Origin of the sequence: Yersinia sp. 2553 StPb PI (assembly GCF_052217105.1) — a bacterium.
GTDB classification, from domain to species: Bacteria; Pseudomonadota; Gammaproteobacteria; order Enterobacterales; family Enterobacteriaceae; genus Yersinia; species Yersinia enterocolitica_E.
The window spans coordinates 3,106,383-3,128,808 of the sequence record NZ_JAZGPX010000002.1 but is presented as its reverse complement, the minus strand read 5'-3'; the positions used below and the strand labels follow the sequence as shown (position 1 = coordinate 3,128,808).

Below are 22,426 nucleotides of genomic sequence, written 5' to 3'. Positions count from 1 at the left end.
TTACTTGGTCATCTTCTTATACTTGATACGGTGTGGTTCCAGTGCTTCGGCACCCAGAGTGCGTTTCTTCCACTCTTCGTATTCAGTAAAGTTACCTTCGAAGAACGCCACTTTCCCCTCATCCTGATAGTCGATGATATGGGTAGCAATTCGGTCAAGGAACCAACGGTCATGGGAAATAACCATCGCGCAACCCGGGAATTCCAGTAAGGCGTTTTCCAGCGCGCGCAGCGTTTCGATATCCAGGTCGTTAGTCGGTTCATCGAGTAGCAACATGTTACCGCCAACCTGTAGCAGTTTGGCCAAATGGATACGGCCGCGCTCACCACCAGACAGCTCACCCACACGCTTGCCCTGATCAATCCCTTTAAAGTTAAAGCGGCCTACGTAAGCACGGCTTGGAATTTCAAAGTTACCGATCTTCATGATGTCCTGACCGCCGGAGACTTCTTCCCATACGGTTTTGCTGTTGTCCATGTTGTCACGGAACTGATCAACCGATGCCAATTGCACGGTATCACCCAGTGAAATCGTGCCGGAATCAGGTTGTTCCTGCCCAGATAACATGCGGAACAGGGTTGATTTACCGGCACCATTCGGCCCGATGATCCCCACTATCGCCCCTTTCGGCAGCGCAAAGGTCAGATCATCAATCAGCAGGCGGTCACCGTAAGACTTGCTCAGGTGCTCAACTTCCAGCACTTTGTCGCCCAACCGTGGACCCGGTGGAATGAACAACTCACTGGTTTCGTTACGTTTTTGATACTCAACGCTGTTAAGTTCTTCAAAGCGGGCCAGACGTGCTTTACCTTTCGCCTGACGGCCTTTGGGATTCTGACGAACCCACTCCAGCTCTTTCTCAATAGACTTGCGACGTGCGGCTTCAGAAGAGGCTTCCAGTGCCAGACGAGCATCTTTCTGCTCCAGCCATGAAGAGTAATTGCCTTCCCACGGAATGCCTTCGCCACGGTCCAGTTCCAGAATCCAACCCGCCACATTATCAAGGAAGTAACGGTCATGGGTAATGGCGACAACAGTGCCCTCGTAGTCGTGCAAGAAGCGCTCCAGCCAAGCCACGGATTCGGCATCCAAGTGGTTAGTGGGTTCATCCAGCAGCAACATATCGGGTTTTTCCAGCAGCAGGCGGCAAATTGCCACGCGACGACGTTCACCACCGGACAGATTGGCAATTTTGGCCTCCCACGGTGGCAGGCGCAGAGCATCGGCAGCACGCTCTAACTGGTTATCCAGGTTATGGCCATCATGAGACTGGATAATCGCTTCCAGCTCGCCTTGTTCCTTCGCCAACTTATCAAAATCAGCATCAGGATCGGCGTACAGTGCATAAACCTCATCCAGACGGGTCAGCGCGCGTTTAACGTCACCCACCGCCTCTTCAACCGACTCACGCACGGTTTGCTCAAGATTTAGCTTAGGTTCCTGCGGTAGGTAACCAATTTTGATACCAGGCTGCGGGCGGGCTTCGCCTTCAATATCAGTGTCAATGCCAGCCATGATACGCAGTAGGGTAGATTTACCCGAGCCGTTAAGGCCCAGCACACCAATTTTGGCCCCAGGGAAGAAACTCAAGGAGATGTTTTTCAGAATATGACGTTTCGGCGGAACGACTTTGCCGACACGATGCATAGAATAGACGTATTGAGCCACGTTGCGTCTGCCTCTCTAGATCAGTTTTTATTAGGATATCTGGTGCGGAGTGTAGCCCGTTTTACTATACCCGTCATCTTTCAAGTCGCAGGCGTGTTCGCTGCTGTCGCTAGCCCGAATCACTTAAGTGATTCGGTGAGAGTCGTTTTATATCTCCCTGTCGCACTAGTCGGGAACGCAACAAGGTTAGGGTGCGGTGACTATCATGGCTACTCGGCGGTTTTCTGCTCGTCCTTTAGGGGTACGGTTATCGGCGACCGGCTCTAACTTACCGCGACCTCGTACCTCAATATTGGCTCGTGGAATACCTATGGTTGCCAGTGCATCCGCTACTGCAGAGGCACGTTGCAGCGATAACTGTTGGTTATACTCATCTTTACCGATGGAATCAGTATGCCCATCAACCCGCAGATGAGTAATGCCCACACTCAATAGCGCACGGCCAATGTTTTGTACTGTCTGCCCGCCAGACGGATTCAATTTTTTCACGTCACTATCGAATAACACTTTGTTTGCCAGACCAAATTCCCAGCCATTTTCAGTTAATTTAAATCCTTGTTCCTGTAAGGCTGCAATCTGCTCGGGTGTTAATCCTGGTGGTTTGGTTGCCTGACACCCCGCCAATATCAATAAACTCATGGCGAAAAAACTCATCCAGATATGGCTTATCAGACTGTTGTTTTTCAATACCTGCATGTCACCTATCCTAAGCTTTCAGTAAGAGTAATATCCGATTGGTAGGCAATGACGCTGCCACCGAACTGGAAACGTTTCTTTGCTTGATACATGGCTTCGTCGGCCCGTTGTAATAGCTCTTCGGGGGTCAGCGCATGATCTGGGTAAATCGCAATACCGATGCTGATAGAGGCGGTTATCTCACTACCATCTACCAAATCAATAGGTTGATTCATACTGTCGATAATATTATTAGCGATGGTTACAACATCATCGGTGTCGTGGATCGGTGCCAGTAATATGGCGAATTCATCGCCGCCCAAACGTGCCACCAAATCGGTTTCACGTAACAGTGCGCGGATACGATCGGCAATCGAGGTCAGCACCAGATCTCCCGCTGCATGACCATAGTTATCATTGATTTCTTTGAAGTGATCACCATCAATAAATAACACGGCCAGTTGTTCATCATCGGCGCAATCACTCAACGTGCGGCTTAGCCGGCCCTCAAAGAAAGCACGGTTAGCCAATCCAGTCAGGCTATCATGGGCAGCACGGTGTGCAAGGAAGTCATTTTCTTGCGTTAAATGGTCTTGCCAAACCTCCAGTTCTTCCAGCAAGCCATTGAAGTCATTGCTTAACTCGTTAAGTTCGGCAATTTTCGCTGACGGCACTCGCTGACCAAAACTGCGGTGGCGGCTAACACTATGAGCAACTTCGGTGATTTTGTTCAATGACTCGATAATGCCAAACAGCATCCGGCGCGACAGGAATAGTGCCACTAACGTGCTGAGAATTAGGCAGACGAATAAGCCCATCAACCCTTGCAACAGAAAACGTAGCAGACTACCACCATGACCAATAATCACGATGCTGCCGACTTCATTACCGGCATGCATCATGGGGAGTACCACCGGCTCAGGCAAAGCCCAACGGGCGACTTTTTGTTCCATATCATACATTGGACTATCGTTTGGTAGCGTCCAGTTAGCTATTTCTCGGCCATTCACATCGAGAATTTTAGCTTGGGCAACTTCTTCATTTGCCGCAATCAAGGACAGCGCCTCGTTAGCGGCCACGCTATCACCAAACACCACGGCAGCTTCAGTGGTGTAACTGATTGAACGGGCAATTAAATGTAGGTTATGGTCGGCATACACCTGCAAGGCAAACAGTGCCGCCAGTGTGAGAAAAATACCTGCCGTTGCGACCGAGACCAATGCCACCGTCAGATGTATGCGACCGAGTACCCGTCCCAGTGTGGGGAGCTTCGCGATGTTTGGCCGATTTTTTGTCTGTTTGACTGACTTATTCTGTGTTGAATTCATAATGCGTCTGTCTTTTTACGCGCAAGTTGCAACACACTGGGATGAACCTTTACCCCACCGCGTGCCAATGCATCCATATTGACTTTGAAAGAAGCCTGCTTACCTTCCAGTAACAAACAAAATGCACTGCCAAATGTACATTCGTCATAATCTTCACTGATGGTAAGAATCGGATATCCCGACAGTCGGGCTGTCAACTCCTGACGCTGTTGTAGCTCGGTACGCCCCAGATAAACGACATCGCAATTGGTTGCAATCGAGCTATCCGAGAGGGAATAGCGCTGAGTTTTAATGGGATGTGTGGTTTCCATAAACGCGGGATTAAACAGCTCTTCTGCATAAATTGTCGGGGCCACCACACACAAGCGAGTTACGACGGGGGCCACGGGCCAGCGTGCATAGCTGATAATACCCAACACCATTTTGGTGGCGGCATTACTGCGTTCATGGATAAGGGCTTCATTGATGTTATCCGCAGCCATTGATGGTAAGGGGGCAAGTAAGCCAGAGAGAAGTAATAAAATAGAAGCACAGGCCCGCCAGACACGCCATAGCGTCATTAGTTTTAGCGGATAGTAGCGTTCATAATTGCTGACGCCGTTAATTGCGCAAGTTGCGGTGTTCATTTTTGCGCTTCCTGTAGGGCGGCATGGTTCACATGTTCATTGCAGCGATCGCATAATAAATCGCCGCCATTCTATTATAAGATTTAATTGATGCAATAATAGTCATGCTATCGGCAATATGCGATTTATCTTAAATCATATTTATGGGCGATAAAAAAACCCGGCTAATTAGCCGGGTTTTATGTATCGCAACGTATTGATATCAGACCGGATTCGATCCGCGCTTAAAGCGACCGATAACCCACTTTTCGATCTCTACTACCAAGAAGATGGCGATAGAAACCAACAGTGTTAAGCCCCAGTAATAGGCCGGCAATGGTTCGGTACCGAAAGCAGTATTCATGAATGGCAGGTAGATGATGGCTAACTGCAATACGATCAATACACCTGACACTAACCACAGCCCTTTGTTAACAAAGACTTCTTTGTTCAGTGGGAAGCGGTCCATCACTCGGCAGTTAAACATATAAATCCACTGCGCGGTAACCAGTGTTTGCATCAATACTGTACGGATAAATTCAGTGCTGTAACCGCGTGGCTCCATGTAGGCTTCCAAGGCAAAAGCACTTAAGGCAATCAAGGTACCAACAAACGCGATACGCCAGATGGCATGGCCATCTAACACATGTTTTGATGGGTCACGTGGGTTGCGGCGCATAATGCCTCTTTCTGCCGGTTCAAATGCTAAACCGAAAGAGAGCGTGGTAGAAGTTGCCATGTTTATCCAGAGGATTTGCAATGGCGTTAATGGAATAACAGCCCCCGCGAGGATGGCAAAGATAATGAGCAACCCTTGCGCCAGGTTGGTGGGCAATACAAACAGAATGGTTTTCTTCAGGTTATCGTAGACACGACGGCCTTCTTCAACCGCACTGGCAATGGTCGCGAAGTTATCGTCTGACAGCACCATATCGGCGGCTTCTTTTGTCACCTCGGTGCCTTTGATACCCATGGCGATACCCACATCGGCCTGTTTCAGCGCTGGCGCATCATTCACACCATCACCGGTCATGCCGACAATTTCGCCTTTCTCTTGTAAAGCTTTAACCAAACGCAGTTTATGTTCCGGGCTGGTACGGGCGAAAATATCATAATGAACGGCAGCTTGTGCCAGTTCTTTATCGTCCATATGCTCCAGTTGGCCACCGGTAATGGAGTCTTTACCATTGCCAATTCCCAGCATGGCACCAATCGCCATCGCGGTTTCCTGATGGTCGCCGGTGATCATTTTCACGCGAATACCAGCCTGCTGGCAGGTCGCTATGGCGTCGATGGCTTCAGGACGTGGTGGGTCCATCATGCCAGCGATACCAACAAACACCATGCCCTGCTGGATATCACTGTGGTCCAACTCACTGACAGGTTGTTCTGTTGGGCGGAAGGCTGCTGCTACCATGCGTAGACCTTGCTTGGCATAACGCGCCATCTCGGCTTCCCAGTAATCGCGGCGGAACGGTGCAACACCCTGGTCGGTCAGTTCTTGTTGGCAGAACGTAAACAACACATCAGGTGCGCCGGTCAGGAAGATACTATTTTCTGGTTGAACCTGATGGCTGGTAGCCATGTATTTATAGGCAGAATCAAAAGGAATTTTACCGTGCTGAGTCACTTGACCCAGCTCAATACCGGATTTGGCGGCTAATACTTTCAGTGCGCCTTCTGTCGGGCCGCCAGTAATGGCCCAATGACCTTGGTCGTTCTTCTGAATCTGGCTGTCATTACACAAATTCACCGCAGTGATAAATGTCTTTAACGTGCCGTTGGTATCGAGCGAGGCTTGCTGGTCACTCCCTTCCGGGTAAATGTTGCCAACCGGTTCGTAGCTTTCACCTTCTACGCGATAGCAGTGGTCTGCCAGAATCACTGCTTTAACGGTCATTTCGTTCATCGTCAGTGTGCCGGTTTTATCGGAACAGACGACAGTCATAGCACCTAAGGTTTCTACCGTTGGCAGCTTGCGGATAATCGCGCGGTTGCGCGCCATCGCTTGTACACCAAGGGAGAGGATGATCGAAATAATCGCCGGTAAGCCCTCGGGAACCGAGGCCACTGCCAGACTTATCAACGCCAGTAACAGCTCATCGACCGGTAGGTCGCGCAGGATAAAGGCGAAGACGAACAGGAATGCCATCATGACCAGGATCAGGATGAAAATGGCTTTGCCTAAACGATCCATCTGTTGCAGTAGCGGGGTACGGGTTGATTCAACCGTCGACATCATTTGGTTGATATGGCCCAGTTCGGTATCACCGCCGCTGGCAATCACCAAACCTTTCGCGGTACCGGCACTAATGGTCGTCCCTGAGAATAGTAGGTTTTTGCGATCGCCAATCACCGACTCGTTCTCAATCACGCCGATTTGCTTCTCGACTACCGTTGACTCACCGGTCAGGATAGCTTCTTCAATCTGAAGATTGTGGGCTTCCAGCAACCGCAGGTCTGCGGGGATTTTATCTCCTGGTTTCAAGGTGACGATATCACCAGGGACCAGGTCCTGTGCATCAATAATCTGGGCGCTACCATTACGAATGACCACCGCTTTACTGGAAAGCATATTCTGTATGCTTTTCAGAGATTTCTCGGCTTTATTTTCCTGAACATAACCAATTAAGGCGTTAATAACCGCAACACAAAGGATAATAATAGTGTCAACCGAGTGACCCATCAGTCCCTTGACCAATGCCGCCGCTAATAAAATGTAAATCAGAACATCATTAAAGTGGGCTAAAAACTGTAGCAGGGGATGTTTGCTTTTTTTGGCCGGTAACGCATTGGGACCGTACTGTTTAAGGCGTTCCTCCGCCTCTTGTGGCGTTAACCCTTCTTCGCGGCTATTTAAATGCTGCAAAGACTCTTCCGCAGTAAGTTGATACCAGGCCTTACCCTCTGGGGGCGGGGAGGCGGATTTATGGTCTGATGAGTTTTGCATTGAAAGAACCTTCTTAAAAATTAATAAATCTAAAATCTATCTATTCGTTTCATGGTGGGACGGGGCAGAGAAAGTTTTTATCATTTCTTCCGTGAACAGTGCCAATTCCTTAATGGTTTGATTTTGATTAAAAAGCAAAAAAATATTTTGAAGGATATATTTACAACAACATAGTTATATTAAGCAAGGATAGTCGATTTTTATCAAAGCAGTGCCTTGATCTTAGATAATAAACAAGAAACATTTAGCAACATATGGTTGGTAACCTTGTGAATAGTAAGTAGTTACAGGCTGAACTATTCTGCTGTTGATCTTCTTGCTGGTGTTGAATGTTTCGCGGGTATTAAGTGATAACACAAAGTGATTAATCTTCAGCTCCTATTGCTTTATGTTATTACTGGCTATCAGGTGAAACTCTTCGTTAGTATGTTCTGCTGCCGGAACTAATCGGGCATATGCTAATCAGAGGTTGCGGTAAGCGATATAATGATGTGGCGATAAGTAAAGTGCAGTAGCCAACAACCAGTGAGGAAATAGTAAGTATGGACAAGTGGCGATATCTGGCGATTGGCGTGTGTCTGGTGACGACTTCAGGAGTGGCATTCGCTGACTCCATTGATGCCCAACGGCAACGCTATCAGCAAGTTAAACTGGCCTGGGACAGCAATCAGATGGACACCGTGACACAACTGATGCCCACGTTGCGTGATTATCCCCTGTACCCATATCTGGAGTACCGCCAGTTAACGCAAGACCTGAGCCAGGTGAGCGCGGTGCAAGTGAACGATTTCCTTAGCCGTAATCCAACCTTGCCGCCAGCACGTTCACTGTCATCCCGTTTTGTTAATGAACTGGCTCGCCGGGAAGATTGGCGGGGATTATTGGCATTCAGCCCGACAGCACCGAAGCCGGTTGCAGCCCGTTGTAACTATTACTATGCCAAATGGGCCACTGGCGAACAGCAGGTGGCCTGGGATGGTGCGAGTGAAATTTGGCTGAACGGCCAGACACTCCCGGGCAGTTGCACTAAATTATTCAGTGTCTGGCAACAAGCCGGGCATCAAACCCCACTGGCAACACTGGCGCGGATGAAGTTAGCCTTGAAAGAGGGCAATGCCAGTTTAGTGAGTTATTTACTTAAACAACTGCCAGCGGATTATCAGACCATGGGTACTGCACTGGCGAAACTGCAAAGTGACCCGGCCAGTGTTGAAAGCTTCGCCCGTACGGTCGGACCGACAGATTTTACCCGTTCTGCCACTATCATTGCTTTTACCCGTTTGGCTCGTCAAGACGTGGAGAACGCGCGAGCGATGATCCCGACCTTGGCCCGGCTACAAAAAATGAGTGATAGCGAAAAGCTGGAGCTGGAAGAGGCGGTGGCCTGGCGTTTGATGGGGACCGATGCGACTTACGATCAGGCTAAATGGCGAGATCAAGTCACCTTGCGTAGCCATTCAACGTCATTGCTGGAGCGGCGTATTCGCATGTCTCTGGGCAGTGGCGATCGTCAGGGGTTAGCGACCTGGCTGGCACGCTTACCGGCCGATGCGCAAGATAAAGATGAATGGCGCTACTGGCGTGCATCGCTGTTATTGGAACAAGGTAAAAAAACCGAGGGTGAAGCTATCCTGCGCAGCCTGATGCAGGAACGTGGCTTTTACCCGATGGTTGCAGCTCAAAAGTTGGGCGTTCCTTACCCTATTAATGTTGAGGTAGCGACCAAACCGGATGCATCGTTAGCACAGCGGCCGGAAATTATCCGGGTGCGTGAATTGATGTACTGGAATATGGACAATCTGGCCCGTAACGAGTGGAGCTATCTGGTCGCCAGCCGCAGTAAGCCGGAGCAGGAAGCACTGGCGCGCTACGCTTTTAACCAGAAGTGGGCGGACTTAAGCGTACAGGCTACCATCGTTGCCAAATTGTGGGACCATCTGGAAGAGCGCTTCCCGCTGGCATGGCCAAAGGAGTTCCGTCAGGCGACAGAAGGCAAAGGGATAACCCCAAGTTATGCCATGGCTATTGCCCGTCAGGAAAGTGCCTGGAACCCGAAAGCACAGTCACCAGTAGGGGCGACGGGGTTAATGCAGGTGATGCCGCGTACCGCTGAACATACGGTAAAACTCAATAATATCAGTGGTTATGTCAATAGCAGCCAATTACTGGATCCGCTTACAAACATTGAGATCGGTACCAGCTATCTGGAAGAGGTTTACCAGCAGTTCGGGCGCAACCGTATCTTATCCAGTGCCGCCTATAACGCCGGCCCATCGCGGGTGAATACCTGGTTGGGTAACAGTGGCGGGCAAGTGGATGCAGTGGCATTCATCGAGAGTATTCCTTTCTCAGAAACCCGTGGCTATGTGAAAAATGTGTTGGCATACGATGCCTTTTATCGGCACTTTATGAATCGCCCAGCGAAGGTGTTGAGTGATGCCGAGTGGCAGCGGCGTTACTGATCCCCCTTTGTACTTGAAGCCGCAGGGGTGTTAGCTACGCGCACTTACCCGAATCACTTACTGGTGTAAGCTCATCGGGATGCGTTTGCTTGCTGCCTACCTGCGACTCCAATTACTTTGGGGTTACTCTTCGTCCTTGACGCTGCGGCGGTGTTAGCGGCGCTCGCGCACCCGAATCACTTACTTGTGTAAGCTCATCGGGATTTGCTCGCTTGCTGCCTTGCCGCAACGCCAATGACGTTGAGGATATTCCTTTGTTCTGGGCGCTGCGGCGGTGTTAGCGGCGCTTACGACCTTGGCGTTGCAGGCTGTTTACTGGCAGCCCTACAACGCCAAGTTCTTTGGCTATATCTCACGTTATGGTATGCTCTCGTACTAGTTAAATAGTACCTTGGGTATCTATCATGACAAAACTACGATTGACCGATGATTTGTCGGCTGACGAAATAAACATGCCTAATATCCAGAGCCCGGTTAATACTGCTTTCGCGCCAGATCCGGCGTTATCCCCTGCAGATAATCAGCACTGGCTGAGCTTTGTTGCGCTGTTGGAAAACGCGATTGCGCAAGACCTGCATTTGCCCTTGCTGCAATTGATGCTGACACCGGATGAGCGTACGGCTCTGGGCACCCGGGTACGTATCATTGAGGAGTTAATGCGCGGGGAATTAAGTCAGCGTGAATTGAAAACCCAGTTAGGTGCAGGTATCGCGACCATTACCCGTGGCTCTAACAGCTTGAAAACGGCCCCGCCACAGCTCAAAAGCTGGCTTGAGACCCAATTACTGACAAATGATGTAAAGCCTTCCTGAGTTTAGTATCACGGTGCCGGGCGTTGATATATTTCGTTGTGAAATGGTACCAGCGCTAACAGCAGTGCCTGGTGATAAACACTGGTGCGGGTCAATTTACCGTCGGTAAAGATACCGATGGCACCACCCTGATGTTTTACATTCGATATGCCGGTTAAAACTGCCATTTCGTCGCCCAGCTCACGGCCTTGGCGAATCCCATGCAATATAATGTCGGGCAGCATTAAGCTGGCAGAACGGGATTCTCCCCGTAACTGTAAGTGTTCAATTACCATCCAGGCAAAGGTCATATTATCTTCAATACCGGCTTCAACCCCAACCCAAAAATCAGCCTCAGGGCGAATCTTACGTGCGTTACTCACACGCTGTCTGGCGCCACTGTGTGTCTCAAGACTGCCGATGGGTTGCAGGGGAACACCGCTATCGACATTGACACCTTCAATACGATACTGGCCGGGGCCATAAACATCATCGAAGGCGAGGGTGATAGCCTTAATCTTTGCAGGGTTGGTAGTTGCGGCAACAACATGGTACATAATGAGTCTAGTATCCTATTCCCTTGGGACTTGAAGCAGCAGGGCTGTTAGCTGTCTATCTGCCACGCCAACGTCTTTGGGTTTATCTAAAGTAATGGTTTTTGTGCCTATTTTACGCAGTATAACGGAAAAACGACATGTTACAGGTATATCTCGTGCGTCATGGTGAAACCCTCTGGAACGCCTCACGCCGCATTCAGGGCCAATCAGACAGTCCTCTGACCGACATCGGTATCCGTCAGGCCAACTTGGTTGCGCAACGGGTTAGTAGCCAGGGCATCACCCATATTATTACCAGCGACCTTGGCCGCACACAGCAGACAGCTAAAATTATTGCTGATGCTTGCGGCCTAACCATGGTGACAGACTCACGCCTGCGTGAGCTGAATATGGGCGTGTTGGAGGCGCGCCCCATTGAAAGCTTATCGGTGGAAGAAGAGCAGTGGCGTAAGCAGATGGTTAATGGTACCGAGGGCGGGCGTATTCCTGAAGGTGAGTCGATGACTGAACTGGGTAGCCGTATGCATGCAGCGCTGGATAGCTGTCTGAAGTTACCTGCTGGCAGCAAGCCGCTGTTAGTTAGCCATGGTATGGCGCTGGGATGTTTGTTGAGTACATTACTGGGTCTGCCCGCGCATGCCGAACGGCGTCTACGTTTGCGCAACTGTTCGTTATCTCGGGTTGATTATCAAGAAAGCCCTTGGCTGGCCTCTGGCTGGGTCATTGAAAGTGCTGGCGATACCGCTCATTTGGATATGCCAGCACTTGATGAGCTACAGCGTTAACGACGGATAGGAATGAGATATTCACATTTCAACGAGGTTGGAGGCTGATCTTTCGGCCTCCCCTGCGGGAAGAAGCGCTCTATATCGTACCCTCGCCGGCGGGTTAGCCCTAATTGCGGCAGACTGGTGCCATAGAGTGTCAGAATGAAGTTTTGCAATCCCTCCAGCGGCCCCTCATAGCTGAACTGCACGTACTCGCCACCTTGCAAGATAACCGGTTGCCCTTCCGGCACATTGCCCGGAACATGTTGTGGCTCAATGGCGGTGGTATAGAAAATCTCCTGCTCATCATCTTTCTCCTGATTAGGGCGGGAGTGATGTAAACCATAGAGCACTGGCGGCAAGTGATCGGCATCACCGAGATATTGTTGCCAAAAATGCGAGCGTAGTTCAGTACGATAAGTTGATATCTGTTCAAGCGTACAAGAGTAGCTTTGTGTCAGACCAATCAGGTGCTGTTCAGGCAAGGTGATGAATTCAGGTTGAGGTAGCGTATATTCCCCCAGCCGAATCGGTGGGCAAATCCCAGCCGAGTGCCAATCTTCTGCCCGTCGGTACAGCGCCGGTGTTTGTGCAAACTGCTTTTTAAATGCCCGGGTAAAGGTTTGCTGCGAATCAAAGCGATATTGTAGGGCAATGTCCAGAATAGGACGGCTGGTTAATCGTAACGCTACAGCGGCTTTAGATAACCTTCTGGCACGGATATAGGCACCGATAGCATTCCCGGTGACATCCTTGAACATTCGCTGCAAATGCCATTTAGAATAGCCGGCTTTGGCAGCAACATTGTCCAGTGCTAAAGGCTGGTCTAAATGACTTTCTAGCCAGCTAAGCAAATCACGAATGATACTGGCTTGATCCATAGATCTTCCTCGTAAAGCGGCCTAAATTTAGGGTGTTAGTCATATGAAAAGAATAGCTCTGGCGAATAGTAGCAACTTTTTATGTTCCCGACTGCTTAAGAATTTTGTGGCATAGTGTGTTAAAAAAGAACCTAAGATTTATAAAATATCTTTTTAACGAATATTTTATTTTTAGTACAAATAGTTAACGCTGAGTAACGTTATTCAGCGGAATGGAGTAAGTGTATGAAAAAGAATTGGATATTCCTTGGTTGTCTGCTTTCATTTGGGGCCATAACTGCTCATGCAGAGGAAATTGGCTCCGTCGATACAGTCTTTAAACTGCTCGGGCCAGATCATAAAATAGTGGTTGAGGCCTTCGACGACCCCGATGTTAAAAATGTAACTTGTTATATCAGCCGCGCTAAAACCGGGGGCATCAAAGGTGGATTGGGGTTGGCAGAGGATACGTCTGATGCAGCAATTTCCTGTCAGCAAGTGGGGCCGATTGAGCTGAGTGACAAAATTAAGAATAAAAAATCTGAAGGTACAGTGGTTTTCCAGAAACGGACTTCTTTGGTGTTTAAAAAGTTACAGGTAGTGCGTTTCTATGATCAAAAGCGTAATGCCTTAATCTATCTGACCTATTCCGATCGCGTTGTCGACGGCTCGCCGAAAAATGCGATCAGCGCCGTTCCGATTATGCCGTGGTAAAAATTGGATAGATATAAAAAAGCCAGCATAGAATGCTGGCTTTTTACTGTGGATAGCAGCCAGAGGTTTACTCTTCCAGGTCACCACAGAAACGGTAACCTTCACCATGGATAGTGGCGATGATTTCTGGTGTGTCCGGCGTGGATTCAAAATGTTTACGAATGCGGCGGATAGTCACGTCAACAGTACGGTCATGAGGCTTCAGCTCACGGCCGGTCATTTTCTTCAACAATTCGCCACGAGATTGAATCTTGCCTGGGTTTTCACAGAAGTGCAGCATGGCGCGGAACTCACTACGTGGCAGCTTATAATGCTCGCCAGCAGGGCTTATCAGTGAGCGGCTATTGATATCCAGCTCCCAGCCATTAAATTTGTAACTTTCAACCAAGCGGCGCTCTTCACCCACGCTACCCAAATTCATGGTACGTGACAGTAAGTTACGTGCCCGAATGGTTAATTCGCGCGGATTGAAAGGTTTGGTGATGTAATCATCAGCGCCAATTTCCAAGCCAAGGATCTTATCTACTTCGTTATCACGACCTGTCAGGAACATTAGGGCAACACTTGCTTGTTCACGAAGTTCTCGTGCTAGCAACAGGCCATTCTTGCCCGGCAGATTGATGTCCATGATAACTAAGTTGATATCATTCTCAGACAGAATGTGGTGCATTTCTGCGCCATCATTGGCCTCATGAACTACATAGCCTTCCGCCTCGAAAATGCTCTTCAGGGTGTTACGAGTAACTATCTCGTCTTCTACGATCAGAATGTGCGGGGTCTGCATGTTTGCTACCTAAAATTGCCAACAAAATAGAAATAGGAAGTACAGAAGTCTTTGTTATATTAGGATTTTTATTGACTTGTTACTCGTCATCCCGTTCATCACATGACTAAAGTACGTAAACGCGTTCTTGATGCACTTTCCATCAAGGTCAACAACATCACTAGCTTGGTCGGGGTGTTACTCCCTACAGCCCCAAAGGTGACAAAAGCGGCGCATATCCTAACCCTATTAACAGCAATATAACAGTGTGAGCCGAATCTACCACCCAACAAAACTACGCTTTGTTGACATATATCAAATTCAATTGTAGCACGTTAACACTTTTGTGAAAAAGACTTACAAGAATACCAGCTTATGCGCGAGTTGGTTAAATTATGTGATCGATTCAGTGTTATTAATATTAAAAATTGAATGTCAAACGTAACAAAAAAATGATTTTTCTAATCTATTGATTTTTATTGTTTAAAATCAATATTCTTTCAGCATTACAGCCATCAAGGGATTTTTCTTGTCAGCGTCCTATTTCGCCTAAAAGCATAAGAAGAATTATCGTCAATGTTAGTTAAATGTAAAGTAATAGAGGAAACTTTTCATATTTGTTGTTTTTTAAGTCACTCATGCAAATCAATGATGATTAATTTGCCATTTTATGGCTTCAATTGGATTTTGCTATCGCGATCCTATCAATTGTCCGTTGGCGTGTTTTCTGTCATTTAGTCGAAAAAAATCTTACAGTGGATAGTAGTGATTAAAATTAATATTACAGATTTATTATCTGGTTTATCGCGGGATTTTTTATTTGTATCTGCTGATTACCCCTATTGAATTAGTTGATTCCCCATTGTGGGTGGGGGCGTTTCTTCAGGAAATTGGATGAAAAAATTTGACTTGAGGGGGCTATTGCTTTAACCAATAGAGGGACAGCTTCATTTATGAGACAGACAGACGACATGCGATATATCAGCCTGAACACAACAATTATTACCACCACCGAAACCATTGGTTACGGGGCGGGCTGACGCGTACAGGAAACAACAGAAAAAAGCCCGCACCTAGACAGTGCGGGCTTTTTTTTTCAATCAAATCTTTGCAAAAAAAGTTTGCGATAAAAAAAGCGCGAAAGCGGGAGAGAATCAGAAATGCGAGTGTTGAAATTTGGCGGGACATCAGTAGCAAATGCAGAACGCTTTATGCGTGTTGCCGATATCATCGAAAGTAATGCACGTCAGGGACAAGTGGCTACCGTGTTATCCGCTCCCGCTAAAATTACCAATCATCTGGTTGCGATGATCGACAAAATGGTCGCAGGGCAAGATATCTCGCCGAATATCAGCGATGCGGAGCGGATTTTTTCCGAGCTGTTGCGTGGGTTGGCCGACACTCAACCCGGGTTTGACTATGAACGCTTGAAAGCGCTGGTGGCGCATGAGTTTGCGCAACTCAAACATGTCCTGCATGGTATCTCATTGCTTTGCCAGTGCCCGGATAGCATCAATGCGTCAATCATTTGCCGTGGCGAAAAACTCTCCATTGCCATCATGGAGGCGCTATTTCAGGCCAAAGGTTATCCAGTTACTGTGATTAATCCGGTCGAGAAGTTGCTGGCTCAAGGCCATTACCTCGAATCCACTGTTGATATCACGGAATCTACCCGCCGTATCGGGTCCAGCAGCATTCCGGCCAACCACATCATCTTGATGGCAGGTTTCACGGCCGGTAACGACAAAGGTGAGTTAGTGGTGCTGGGGCGTAATGGCTCCGACTATTCAGCCGCGGTGCTGGCTGCTTGTTTACGCGCTGATTGTTGTGAGATCTGGACGGATGTTGATGGGGTTTATACCTGTGACCCGCGTACTGTACCCGATGCCCGTTTACTGAAATCGATGTCATACCAAGAGGCGATGGAGCTGTCCTATTTTGGCGCTTCAGTTCTTCACCCCCGCACTATCGCCCCCATTGCCCAGTTCCAGATCCCTTGCCTGATTAAAAACACCTCTAATCCACAGGCACCTGGCACCCTAATTGGCGGGGAAAGCAGTGATGATGGCTTCCCAGTTAAAGGTATCACCAACCTGAATAACATGGCGATGATTAACGTCTCAGGTCCGGGGATGAAAGGCATGGTCGGTATGGCTGCCCGTGTCTTTGCGGTGATGTCACGCAGTGGCATTTCAGTGGTACTTATCACCCAGTCTTCTTCTGAATACAGCATTAGCTTCTGTGTGCCGCAGGGGGAGCTAGAGCGTGCCCGTAGAGCATTGGAAGACGAGTTCTATCTGGAATTGAAAGATGGCCTCTTGGAACCTCTGGATGTGATGGAGCATCTGGCGATTATCTCCGTGGTGGGTGATGGTATGCGCACATTGCGTGGCATCTCCGCTCGCTTCTTCTCGGCGTTGGCGCGTGCCAATATTAATATCATTGCGATTGCGCAAGGCTCGTCTGAGCGCTCTATTTCGGTGGTGGTGAGTAATGATGCGGTTACCACCGGTGTGCGTGTCTGCCATCAAATGCTGTTTAACACTGACCAGGTGATTGAAGTGTTTGTAATAGGTGTTGGCGGTGTCGGTGGGGCATTAATCGAACAAATCTATCGCCAGCAGCCGTGGTTGAAACAGCGCCATATCGATCTGCGGGTGTGTGGTATTGCTAATTCCAAAGCCATGCTGACCAATGTCCATGGCATTGCGTTGGATAACTGGCGTCAGGAACTGGCTGAGGTGAAGGAGCCATTTAACTTAAGCCGCTTGATTCGGTTGGTAAAAGAGTATCACTTGCTCAACCCGGTGATTGTCGATTGTACTTCCAGTCAGGCTGTTGCCGATCAATATGCTGATTTCCTGGCCGATGGTTTCCATGTTGTGACGCCAAACAAGAAAGCCAACACCTCGTCGATGAATTACTACCGTCAGATGCGTGCGGCGGCGGCGAAATCTTGTCGCAAATTCCTGTATGACACTAACGTGGGTGCGGGTTTACCGGTAATCGAAAACTTACAGAATCTGCTCAATGCTGGTGACGAACTGATGCGTTTTTCTGGCATTCTGTCAGGGTCGCTGTCGTTTATCTTCGGCAAGCTGGATGAAGGCATGACATTGTCACAGGCAACCTTGCAAGCCAGGGAGATGGGATACACTGAACCTGACCCACGCGATGACCTCTCTGGCATGGATGTTGCGCGTAAATTGTTGATCTTGGCCCGTGAAGCAGGTTACAAACTTGAGTTGACGGATATTGAAGTTGAATCTGTTCTGCCAGCCAGTTTTGATGCTTCTGGTGATGTAGATAGCTTCCTGGCGCGTTTACCGTCACTGGATGCCGAGTTTACCCGTTTGGTGGCAGATGCGGCGGAGCAGGGCAAAGTGCTGCGTTATGTTGGGGTTATCGAAGAAGGGCGTTGTATCGTCAGAATGGATGCTGTTGACGGTAACGACCCGCTGTATAAAGTTAAAAATGGTGAGAATGCGTTGGCTTTCTATACCCACTATTATCAGCCTATTCCGTTGGTGCTGCGCGGATACGGTGCGGGTAATGACGTGACTGCTGCCGGGGTATTCGCCGATCTTTTACGCACATTATCCTGGAAGTTGGGAGTTTAAATATGGTTAAGATCTATGCTCCGGCATCGATTGGCAATGTCAGCGTTGGATTTGATGTGTTGGGTGCGGCGGTTTCGCCGCTAGATGGCACCTTACTCGGCGATTGTGTCAGCGTGACGGCGGCAGACCGTTTCAGTCTGCGCAATGAAGGCCGCTTTGTCAGCAAACTGCCTGATGACCCGAAAGAGAATATTGTTTATCAATGCTGGGAGCGTTTTTGTCAGGAAATGGGCAAACAGATCCCGGTGGCTATGGTGCTGGAAAAGAATATGCCGATTGGTTCTGGGCTAGGCTCCAGTGCTTGTTCGGTGGTTGCCGGGTTAATGGCGATGAACGAGTTCTGTGGCAATCCATTGGATAAAGTCACGTTACTCGGCCTGATGGGGGAGTTGGAAGGGCGTGTTTCCGGTAGTGTGCATTATGATAATGTTGCACCTTGCTATCTGGGTGGGATGCAGTTGATCCTCGAACAGGAAGGTTACATCAGCCAGAATGTTCCCGGCTTTGATGATTGGCTGTGGGTCATGGCGTATCCGGGTATTAAGGTCTCGACCGCTGAAGCGCGCGCCATTTTACCGGCGCAATATCGCCGTCAGGATTGTATCGCTCATGGTCGTAATTTGGCTGGATTCATTCACGCTTGTCACACTCAGCAACCTGATTTGGCCGCTAAGATGATGAAAGATGTTATCGCCGAACCTTACCGCACCCAACTGTTGCCGGGCTTTGCTGCCGCCCGCCAAGCCGCCCATGATATTGGTGCATTGGCTTGTGGTATTTCCGGCTCTGGCCCGACGCTATTTGCTGTCTGCAATGATCATGAAACCGCACAACGCATGGCGGGATGGCTACAAAATCATTACCTGCAAAACGACGAAGGTTTTGTTCATATTTGCCGTCTGGATACCGCAGGCGCACGACTACTGGGATAACGCATGAAACTGTATAACCTTAAAGATCACAACGAGCAGGTCAGCTTCGCGCAAGCGATCAAACAAGGCCTGGGTAAGCATCAGGGGTTGTTCTTCCCACTGGAATTGCCAGAATTTGAACTGACAGAAATTGATAAACTGCTGGATCTGGATTTTGTTACCCGCAGTAGCCGTATTCTGTCTGCTTTTATTGGCAGTGAGATTGCCCCTGAAACCTTAACCAAACGCGTTCAGGCCGCATTTGAATTCCCAGCACCCGTGGCTCAGGTTGAGAATGATATCGCCGCACTGGAGCTGTTCCACGGCCCGACACTCGCGTTTAAAGATTTCGGCGCGCGTTTTATGGCGCAAATGTTGGCTGAAGTGGCGGGTGACCAGCCGGTGACAATCTTAACGGCGACTTCCGGTGACACTGGGGCGGCGGTAGCACATGCATTCTATGGCCTGAAAAACGTGCGGGTGGTTATTCTCTACCCACGTGGCAAAATCAGCCCATTGCAGGAAAAACTGTTCTGCACATTAGGTGGCAATATCCACACCGTGGCAATTGAGGGCGATTTTGATGCCTGCCAGGCCTTGGTGAAACAGGCCTTTGATGATGAAGAGCTGAAGCAGGAACTGAGCCTTAACTCCGCCAACTCGATCAACATCAGCCGCTTATTGGCACAAATCTGCTATTACTTTGAAGCGGTAGCCCAGTTGCCACAAGAAGCACGTAATCAACTGGTTATCTCGGTACCCAGTGGTAACTTTGGTGATTTGACCGCCGGGCTGTTAGCGAAGTCATTAGGTTTGCCAGTTAAGCGCTTTATTGCTGCCACCAACGCCAACGACACAGTGCCGCGCTTCTTGGTTAACGGCCAGTGGCAGCCAAAACCTACTGTTGCGACACTCTCGAATGCAATGGATGTCAGCCAGCCGAACAACTGGCCACGTGTTGAAGAGTTATATCGCCGTAAAATCTGGCAGTTGAAGGATTTAGGCCACGGTGCGGTGAGTGATGAAGTGACCAAAGAGACCATGCGTGAGCTGGCGGAGCTGGGTTATATCTCTGAACCTCATGCGGCGATTGCGTATCGTGTTTTGCGTGATCAGTTGCAGGACGGCGAGTTTGGGTTGTTCATCGGTACCGCTCATCCGGCGAAATTCAAAGAGAGCGTGGAAGAGATCCTCGGCCAGGAACTTCCGTTGCCGAAACCACTGGCTGTTCGGGCGCAACTGCCTTTGTTATCCCATGATTTACCAGCCGATTTTGCGCAATTGCGGGCTTTCTTGATGGCTTTGCCAAAATAATTACCCGTCTTACTTGGTGTTGCAGCGTTGTTAGCCGCTCTCACTCACCCGAATCACTTACTTGAGTAAGTGATTCGGGATGTGCCCGTTTGCTGCCTAGCTGCAACACCAATTACTTAGGGTAATGCTTTTTCTACTTGACGTTGTTAAAACTGCTCAGCGCGCTTAAACACCAGTTCATTTTTTGCCGACAGCCCGATATCAAACTCATAGCCTTCCAGATTGAAATCAACCAGTTGTTCTGGTTTGGTTAACTTATTCTGGATGATAAAGCGGCTCATCAGGCCACGGGCTTTCTTGGCATAGAAACTGATGATTTTGTATTTACCGTTTTTCTCATCTAAAAATACCGGTTTAATCAGTGAACCTGCCAGGCTGGCCGGTTTAACAGCTTTAAAATATTCATCAGAAGCCAGATTAATCAGCACATTATCACCTTGCTGCGTCAATGCCTGATTCAGTTTTTCAGTTATCTGGTCACCCCAGAACGAATAGAGATCTTTGCCGTGGGGATTAGCCAACTTAATCCCCATCTCCAGGCGGTAAGGTTGCATTAAATCCAGCGGGCGTAACAGGCCGTACAAGCCAGAAAGCATACGCAAATGCTTTTGCGCAAAATCAAAATCGGCGGCGCTGAAATTCTGTGCTTGCATGCCGGTATAGACATCACCTTTAAAAGCCAAAATCGCCTGACGTGCATTGTCTGGGGTAAAATCAGGCTGCCAGTCGCTAAAGCGGGCAGCATTTAAACCGGCCAGCTTGTCGCTAATCCCCATCAGACTGCTGATTTGGGCTGGCGTCAGCTCACGACAAATCTCAATAAGCGCTTGTGACTTATCCAACATTTCAGGCTGAGTAAACTTCTTGGTCGCTAATGGACTTTGATAATCAAGGGTTTTAGCCGGAGAGATAATAATAAGCATAACGATATCCTGTTAATCCAGATGAGACACTGTAGCAAAAAGCGCACGTCAGCAAAAAAAAAGATTGGGCGATTGCTAAGATAGGTATCCCCATCGGACATGACGTTGTAGGGTTGTCAGCGATGATAGAGCTTGGCTAAATCGTCTCAGCACGATAAGAATGGACGAAATTGCTATTAACCAACCGGTTTCTGGCTGTTTTGCACGGCGAAAACGGTTGCTAAGCAAAAAGCGTGTCTTTGCGCTTTTTTTAATCAGTTTAACTGCCTTGCACCAAGGCTTACGCATGTTATTATCAAGACAAGGCAGTGCGTCCAGATAGCCACTATTGCGAAATGGCTAACATTTCGAAAGAGCAGAAAGCAGCTTGAGAAAACAGATTCTTGAGAACATGCGTTCTTTAGGAAATGAACAGTTTTGACATGCCAAAAGTTCATGCACAAACGACGAGAAACGACAACATGACCGATAAACTTACTTCCCTACGTCAAATTACCACAGTAGTAGCAGATACCGGGGATATCGCGGCAATGAAGCTGTACCAGCCGCAAGATGCAACCACTAACCCATCACTTATCCTGAATGCGGCTCAAATTCCTGAATATCGCAAACTGATCGATGAAGCCATTGCTTGGGCACGCGAGCAAAGCAGTGACCATGCTCAGCAGATTGTTGATGCCACTGACAAATTGGCTGTGAATATCGGTTTGGAAATTCTGAAACTGATCCCAGGGCGCATTTCTACCGAAGTTGATGCTCGTCTTTCCTATGACACCGTTGCCAGCGTGGCAAAAGCCAAGCGCCTGATTAAACTGTATAACGAAGCTGGCATCAGCAATGATCGTATTCTGATCAAACTGGCCTCGACCTGGCAGGGTATCCGTGCTGCGGAACAACTGGAAAAAGAAGGCATTAACTGTAACCTGACTCTGCTGTTCTCCTTCGCTCAGGCGCGTGCTTGTGCTGAAGCGGGTGTGTTCCTGATTTCACCGTTTGTTGGCCGTATTCTTGACTGGTACAAAGCCAATGGCGACAAAAAAGAGTTCGCGCCACACGAAGATCCAGGTGTCGTTTCAGTAACCGAGATTTATCAGTATTACAAAAAACACGGTTATAGCACTGTGGTGATGGGCGCAAGCTTCCGTAATCTGGGCGAAATCATTGAGCTGGCGGGTTGTGATCGCCTGACTATCGCACCTTCTCTGCTGAAAGAACTGGCAGAAAGCGAAGGCCCGATCGAGCGTAAACTCGCTTATACCGGTGACGTTCAGGCGAAGCCTGCACCACTGACTGAAGCTGAGTTCTACTGGCAGCATAATCAGGATCCAATGGCTATCGATAAACTGGCTGACGGTATCCGTAAGTTTGCTATCGACCAAGGCAAGCTTGAGAAAATGATCTCTGACCTGCTGTAATTCGAGTTGTGTGTCAGATAAAAGGTGGCGTAAGCCGCCTTTTTTATTGCCCGTTAACCAGGCAGGTTTGCGCGCCTACCCCCACGCTAATTACGTTGGATAT

The 22,426-nt window shown here is 48.7% G+C and carries 18 protein-coding genes and 1 other annotated feature; of the genes, 9 read left to right on the top strand and 9 right to left on the bottom strand.

Going from position 1 to position 22,426, the window contains the following annotated elements; genetic code table 11:
* The 5 genes from ettA to V2A84_RS15755 form a co-directional block, all read right to left on the bottom strand.
* On the bottom strand, nt 1-1,668 hold the full coding sequence (ettA, locus tag V2A84_RS15775) for an energy-dependent translational throttle protein EttA (protein WP_372568649.1): 1,668 nt from the start codon (nt 1,666-1,668) through the stop codon (nt 1-3).
* Nucleotides 1,669-1,854: 186 nt separating this feature from the next.
* A complete protein-coding gene (locus tag V2A84_RS15770) occupies nt 1,855-2,364 on the bottom strand; it encodes an OmpA family protein (RefSeq protein WP_083160657.1) in 510 nt (169 codons plus the stop codon).
* A gap of 5 nt (nt 2,365-2,369) precedes the next feature.
* On the bottom strand, nt 2,370-3,671 hold the full coding sequence (locus tag V2A84_RS15765; RefSeq protein WP_442848951.1) for a diguanylate cyclase domain-containing protein: 1,302 nt from the start codon (nt 3,669-3,671) through the stop codon (nt 2,370-2,372).
* Nucleotides 3,668-4,297 (bottom strand): YfiR family protein, encoded by a 630-nt coding sequence (locus tag V2A84_RS15760; protein WP_442848142.1) that lies wholly within the window; start codon nt 4,295-4,297, stop codon nt 3,668-3,670. The genes V2A84_RS15765 and V2A84_RS15760 overlap by 4 nt, the downstream gene beginning before the upstream one ends.
* A 202-nt stretch (nt 4,298-4,499) precedes the next feature.
* Nucleotides 4,500-7,226: a cation-transporting P-type ATPase gene (locus V2A84_RS15755; RefSeq protein ID WP_442848950.1), complete on the bottom strand. Its 2,727-nt coding sequence runs from the start codon at nt 7,224-7,226 to the stop codon at nt 4,500-4,502.
* 542 nt (nt 7,227-7,768) lie between these two features.
* On the opposite strand from V2A84_RS15755, the gene sltY reads away from it, so the two are divergent.
* Both sltY and trpR read left to right on the top strand, forming a co-directional pair.
* Nucleotides 7,769-9,688, top strand: coding sequence for a murein transglycosylase (sltY, locus tag V2A84_RS15750; RefSeq protein WP_083160651.1), 1,920 nt, complete (start codon nt 7,769-7,771; stop codon nt 9,686-9,688).
* 404 nt (nt 9,689-10,092) lie between these two features.
* Nucleotides 10,093-10,500 (top strand): trp operon repressor, encoded by a 408-nt coding sequence (trpR, locus tag V2A84_RS15745; RefSeq protein ID WP_442848949.1) that lies wholly within the window; start codon nt 10,093-10,095, stop codon nt 10,498-10,500.
* Nucleotides 10,501-10,508: 8 nt separating this feature from the next.
* Here the strand turns inward: trpR and yjjX are convergent, their stop codons facing one another.
* A complete protein-coding gene (gene yjjX, locus V2A84_RS15740) occupies nt 10,509-11,036 on the bottom strand; it encodes an inosine/xanthosine triphosphatase (protein ID WP_083160649.1) in 528 nt (175 codons plus the stop codon).
* A gap of 137 nt (nt 11,037-11,173) precedes the next feature.
* Here yjjX and gpmB point away from each other — a divergent pair, with 137 nt between their 5' ends.
* Nucleotides 11,174-11,821 carry a 2,3-diphosphoglycerate-dependent phosphoglycerate mutase GpmB gene (gpmB, locus tag V2A84_RS15735; RefSeq protein ID WP_372557963.1) on the top strand — a complete coding sequence of 216 codons (648 nt, stop codon included), beginning with the start codon at nt 11,174-11,176 and terminating at the stop codon, nt 11,819-11,821.
* Here gpmB and robA read toward each other — a convergent pair.
* The gene (robA, locus tag V2A84_RS15730; RefSeq protein ID WP_083160645.1) at nt 11,818-12,684 is read right to left on the bottom strand and encodes an MDR efflux pump AcrAB transcriptional activator RobA; all 867 of its coding nucleotides are present in this window, start codon (nt 12,682-12,684) and stop codon (nt 11,818-11,820) included. The genes gpmB and robA overlap by 4 nt on opposite strands.
* Nucleotides 12,685-12,909: 225 nt before the next feature.
* On the opposite strand from robA, the gene creA reads away from it, so the two are divergent.
* Nucleotides 12,910-13,377: a protein CreA gene (gene creA, locus V2A84_RS15725; RefSeq protein WP_083160643.1), complete on the top strand. Its 468-nt coding sequence runs from the start codon at nt 12,910-12,912 to the stop codon at nt 13,375-13,377.
* A gap of 67 nt (nt 13,378-13,444) precedes the next feature.
* Here the strand turns inward: creA and arcA are convergent, their stop codons facing one another.
* A complete protein-coding gene (gene arcA / locus V2A84_RS15720; RefSeq protein ID WP_004706052.1) occupies nt 13,445-14,161 on the bottom strand; it encodes a two-component system response regulator ArcA in 717 nt (238 codons plus the stop codon).
* Between the two features lie 932 nt (nt 14,162-15,093).
* Here arcA and thrL point away from each other — a divergent pair.
* The 4 genes from thrL (at nt 15,094) to thrC (ending at nt 19,985) form a co-directional block, all read left to right on the top strand.
* Nucleotides 15,094-15,180 (top strand): thr operon leader peptide, encoded by an 87-nt coding sequence (gene thrL / locus V2A84_RS15715; protein WP_083160641.1) that lies wholly within the window; start codon nt 15,094-15,096, stop codon nt 15,178-15,180.
* Nucleotides 15,119-15,237: a sequence feature (Thr leader region), on the top strand. (Overlaps the previous gene by 62 nt.)
* Before the next feature lie 63 nt (nt 15,238-15,300).
* Nucleotides 15,301-17,760: a bifunctional aspartate kinase/homoserine dehydrogenase I gene (gene thrA / locus V2A84_RS15710; RefSeq protein WP_442848948.1), complete on the top strand. Its 2,460-nt coding sequence runs from the start codon at nt 15,301-15,303 to the stop codon at nt 17,758-17,760.
* A 2-nt stretch (nt 17,761-17,762) separates the two neighbouring features.
* On the top strand, nt 17,763-18,692 hold the full coding sequence (gene thrB, locus V2A84_RS15705) for a homoserine kinase (RefSeq protein WP_083160637.1): 930 nt from the start codon (nt 17,763-17,765) through the stop codon (nt 18,690-18,692).
* Nucleotides 18,693-18,695: 3 nt separating this feature from the next.
* Nucleotides 18,696-19,985 (top strand): threonine synthase, encoded by a 1,290-nt coding sequence (gene thrC / locus V2A84_RS15700; RefSeq protein ID WP_083160635.1) that lies wholly within the window; start codon nt 18,696-18,698, stop codon nt 19,983-19,985.
* A 146-nt stretch (nt 19,986-20,131) separates the two neighbouring features.
* On the opposite strand, the gene yaaA is transcribed toward thrC, so the two are convergent.
* Nucleotides 20,132-20,908, bottom strand: coding sequence for a peroxide stress protein YaaA (yaaA, locus tag V2A84_RS15695; RefSeq protein ID WP_083160633.1), 777 nt, complete (start codon nt 20,906-20,908; stop codon nt 20,132-20,134).
* A gap of 461 nt (nt 20,909-21,369) precedes the next feature.
* Between yaaA and tal the strand changes: the two genes are divergently transcribed.
* Nucleotides 21,370-22,323 carry a transaldolase gene (gene tal, locus V2A84_RS15690; RefSeq protein WP_083160631.1) on the top strand — a complete coding sequence of 318 codons (954 nt, stop codon included), beginning with the start codon at nt 21,370-21,372 and terminating at the stop codon, nt 22,321-22,323.
* Nucleotides 22,324-22,426 lie beyond the last annotated feature (103 nt).

What these genes read in the sequence shown, in the direction of transcription:
- V2A84_RS15770 (WP_083160657.1), bottom strand. Translation starts at nt 2,364, where the DNA reads ATGCAGGTATTGAAAAACAACAGTCTGATAAGCCATATCTGGATGAGT.
- V2A84_RS15765 (WP_442848951.1), bottom strand. Translation starts at nt 3,671, where the DNA reads ATGAATTCAACACAGAATAAGTCAGTCAAACAGACAAAAAATCGGCCA.
- V2A84_RS15760 (WP_442848142.1), bottom strand. Translation starts at nt 4,297, where the DNA reads ATGAACACCGCAACTTGCGCAATTAACGGCGTCAGCAATTATGAACGC.
- V2A84_RS15755 (WP_442848950.1), bottom strand. Translation starts at nt 7,226, where the DNA reads ATGCAAAACTCATCAGACCATAAATCCGCCTCCCCGCCCCCAGAGGGT.
- sltY (WP_083160651.1), top strand. Translation starts at nt 7,769, where the DNA reads ATGGACAAGTGGCGATATCTGGCGATTGGCGTGTGTCTGGTGACGACT.
- trpR (WP_442848949.1), top strand. Translation starts at nt 10,093, where the DNA reads ATGACAAAACTACGATTGACCGATGATTTGTCGGCTGACGAAATAAAC.
- yjjX (WP_083160649.1), bottom strand. Translation starts at nt 11,036, where the DNA reads ATGTACCATGTTGTTGCCGCAACTACCAACCCTGCAAAGATTAAGGCT.
- gpmB (WP_372557963.1), top strand. Translation starts at nt 11,174, where the DNA reads ATGTTACAGGTATATCTCGTGCGTCATGGTGAAACCCTCTGGAACGCC.
- robA (WP_083160645.1), bottom strand. Translation starts at nt 12,684, where the DNA reads ATGGATCAAGCCAGTATCATTCGTGATTTGCTTAGCTGGCTAGAAAGT.
- creA (WP_083160643.1), top strand. Translation starts at nt 12,910, where the DNA reads ATGAAAAAGAATTGGATATTCCTTGGTTGTCTGCTTTCATTTGGGGCC.
- arcA (WP_004706052.1), bottom strand. Translation starts at nt 14,161, where the DNA reads ATGCAGACCCCGCACATTCTGATCGTAGAAGACGAGATAGTTACTCGT.
- thrL (WP_083160641.1), top strand. Translation starts at nt 15,094, where the DNA reads ATGAGACAGACAGACGACATGCGATATATCAGCCTGAACACAACAATT.
- thrA (WP_442848948.1), top strand. Translation starts at nt 15,301, where the DNA reads ATGCGAGTGTTGAAATTTGGCGGGACATCAGTAGCAAATGCAGAACGC.
- thrB (WP_083160637.1), top strand. Translation starts at nt 17,763, where the DNA reads ATGGTTAAGATCTATGCTCCGGCATCGATTGGCAATGTCAGCGTTGGA.
- thrC (WP_083160635.1), top strand. Translation starts at nt 18,696, where the DNA reads ATGAAACTGTATAACCTTAAAGATCACAACGAGCAGGTCAGCTTCGCG.
- yaaA (WP_083160633.1), bottom strand. Translation starts at nt 20,908, where the DNA reads ATGCTTATTATTATCTCTCCGGCTAAAACCCTTGATTATCAAAGTCCA.
- tal (WP_083160631.1), top strand. Translation starts at nt 21,370, where the DNA reads ATGACCGATAAACTTACTTCCCTACGTCAAATTACCACAGTAGTAGCA.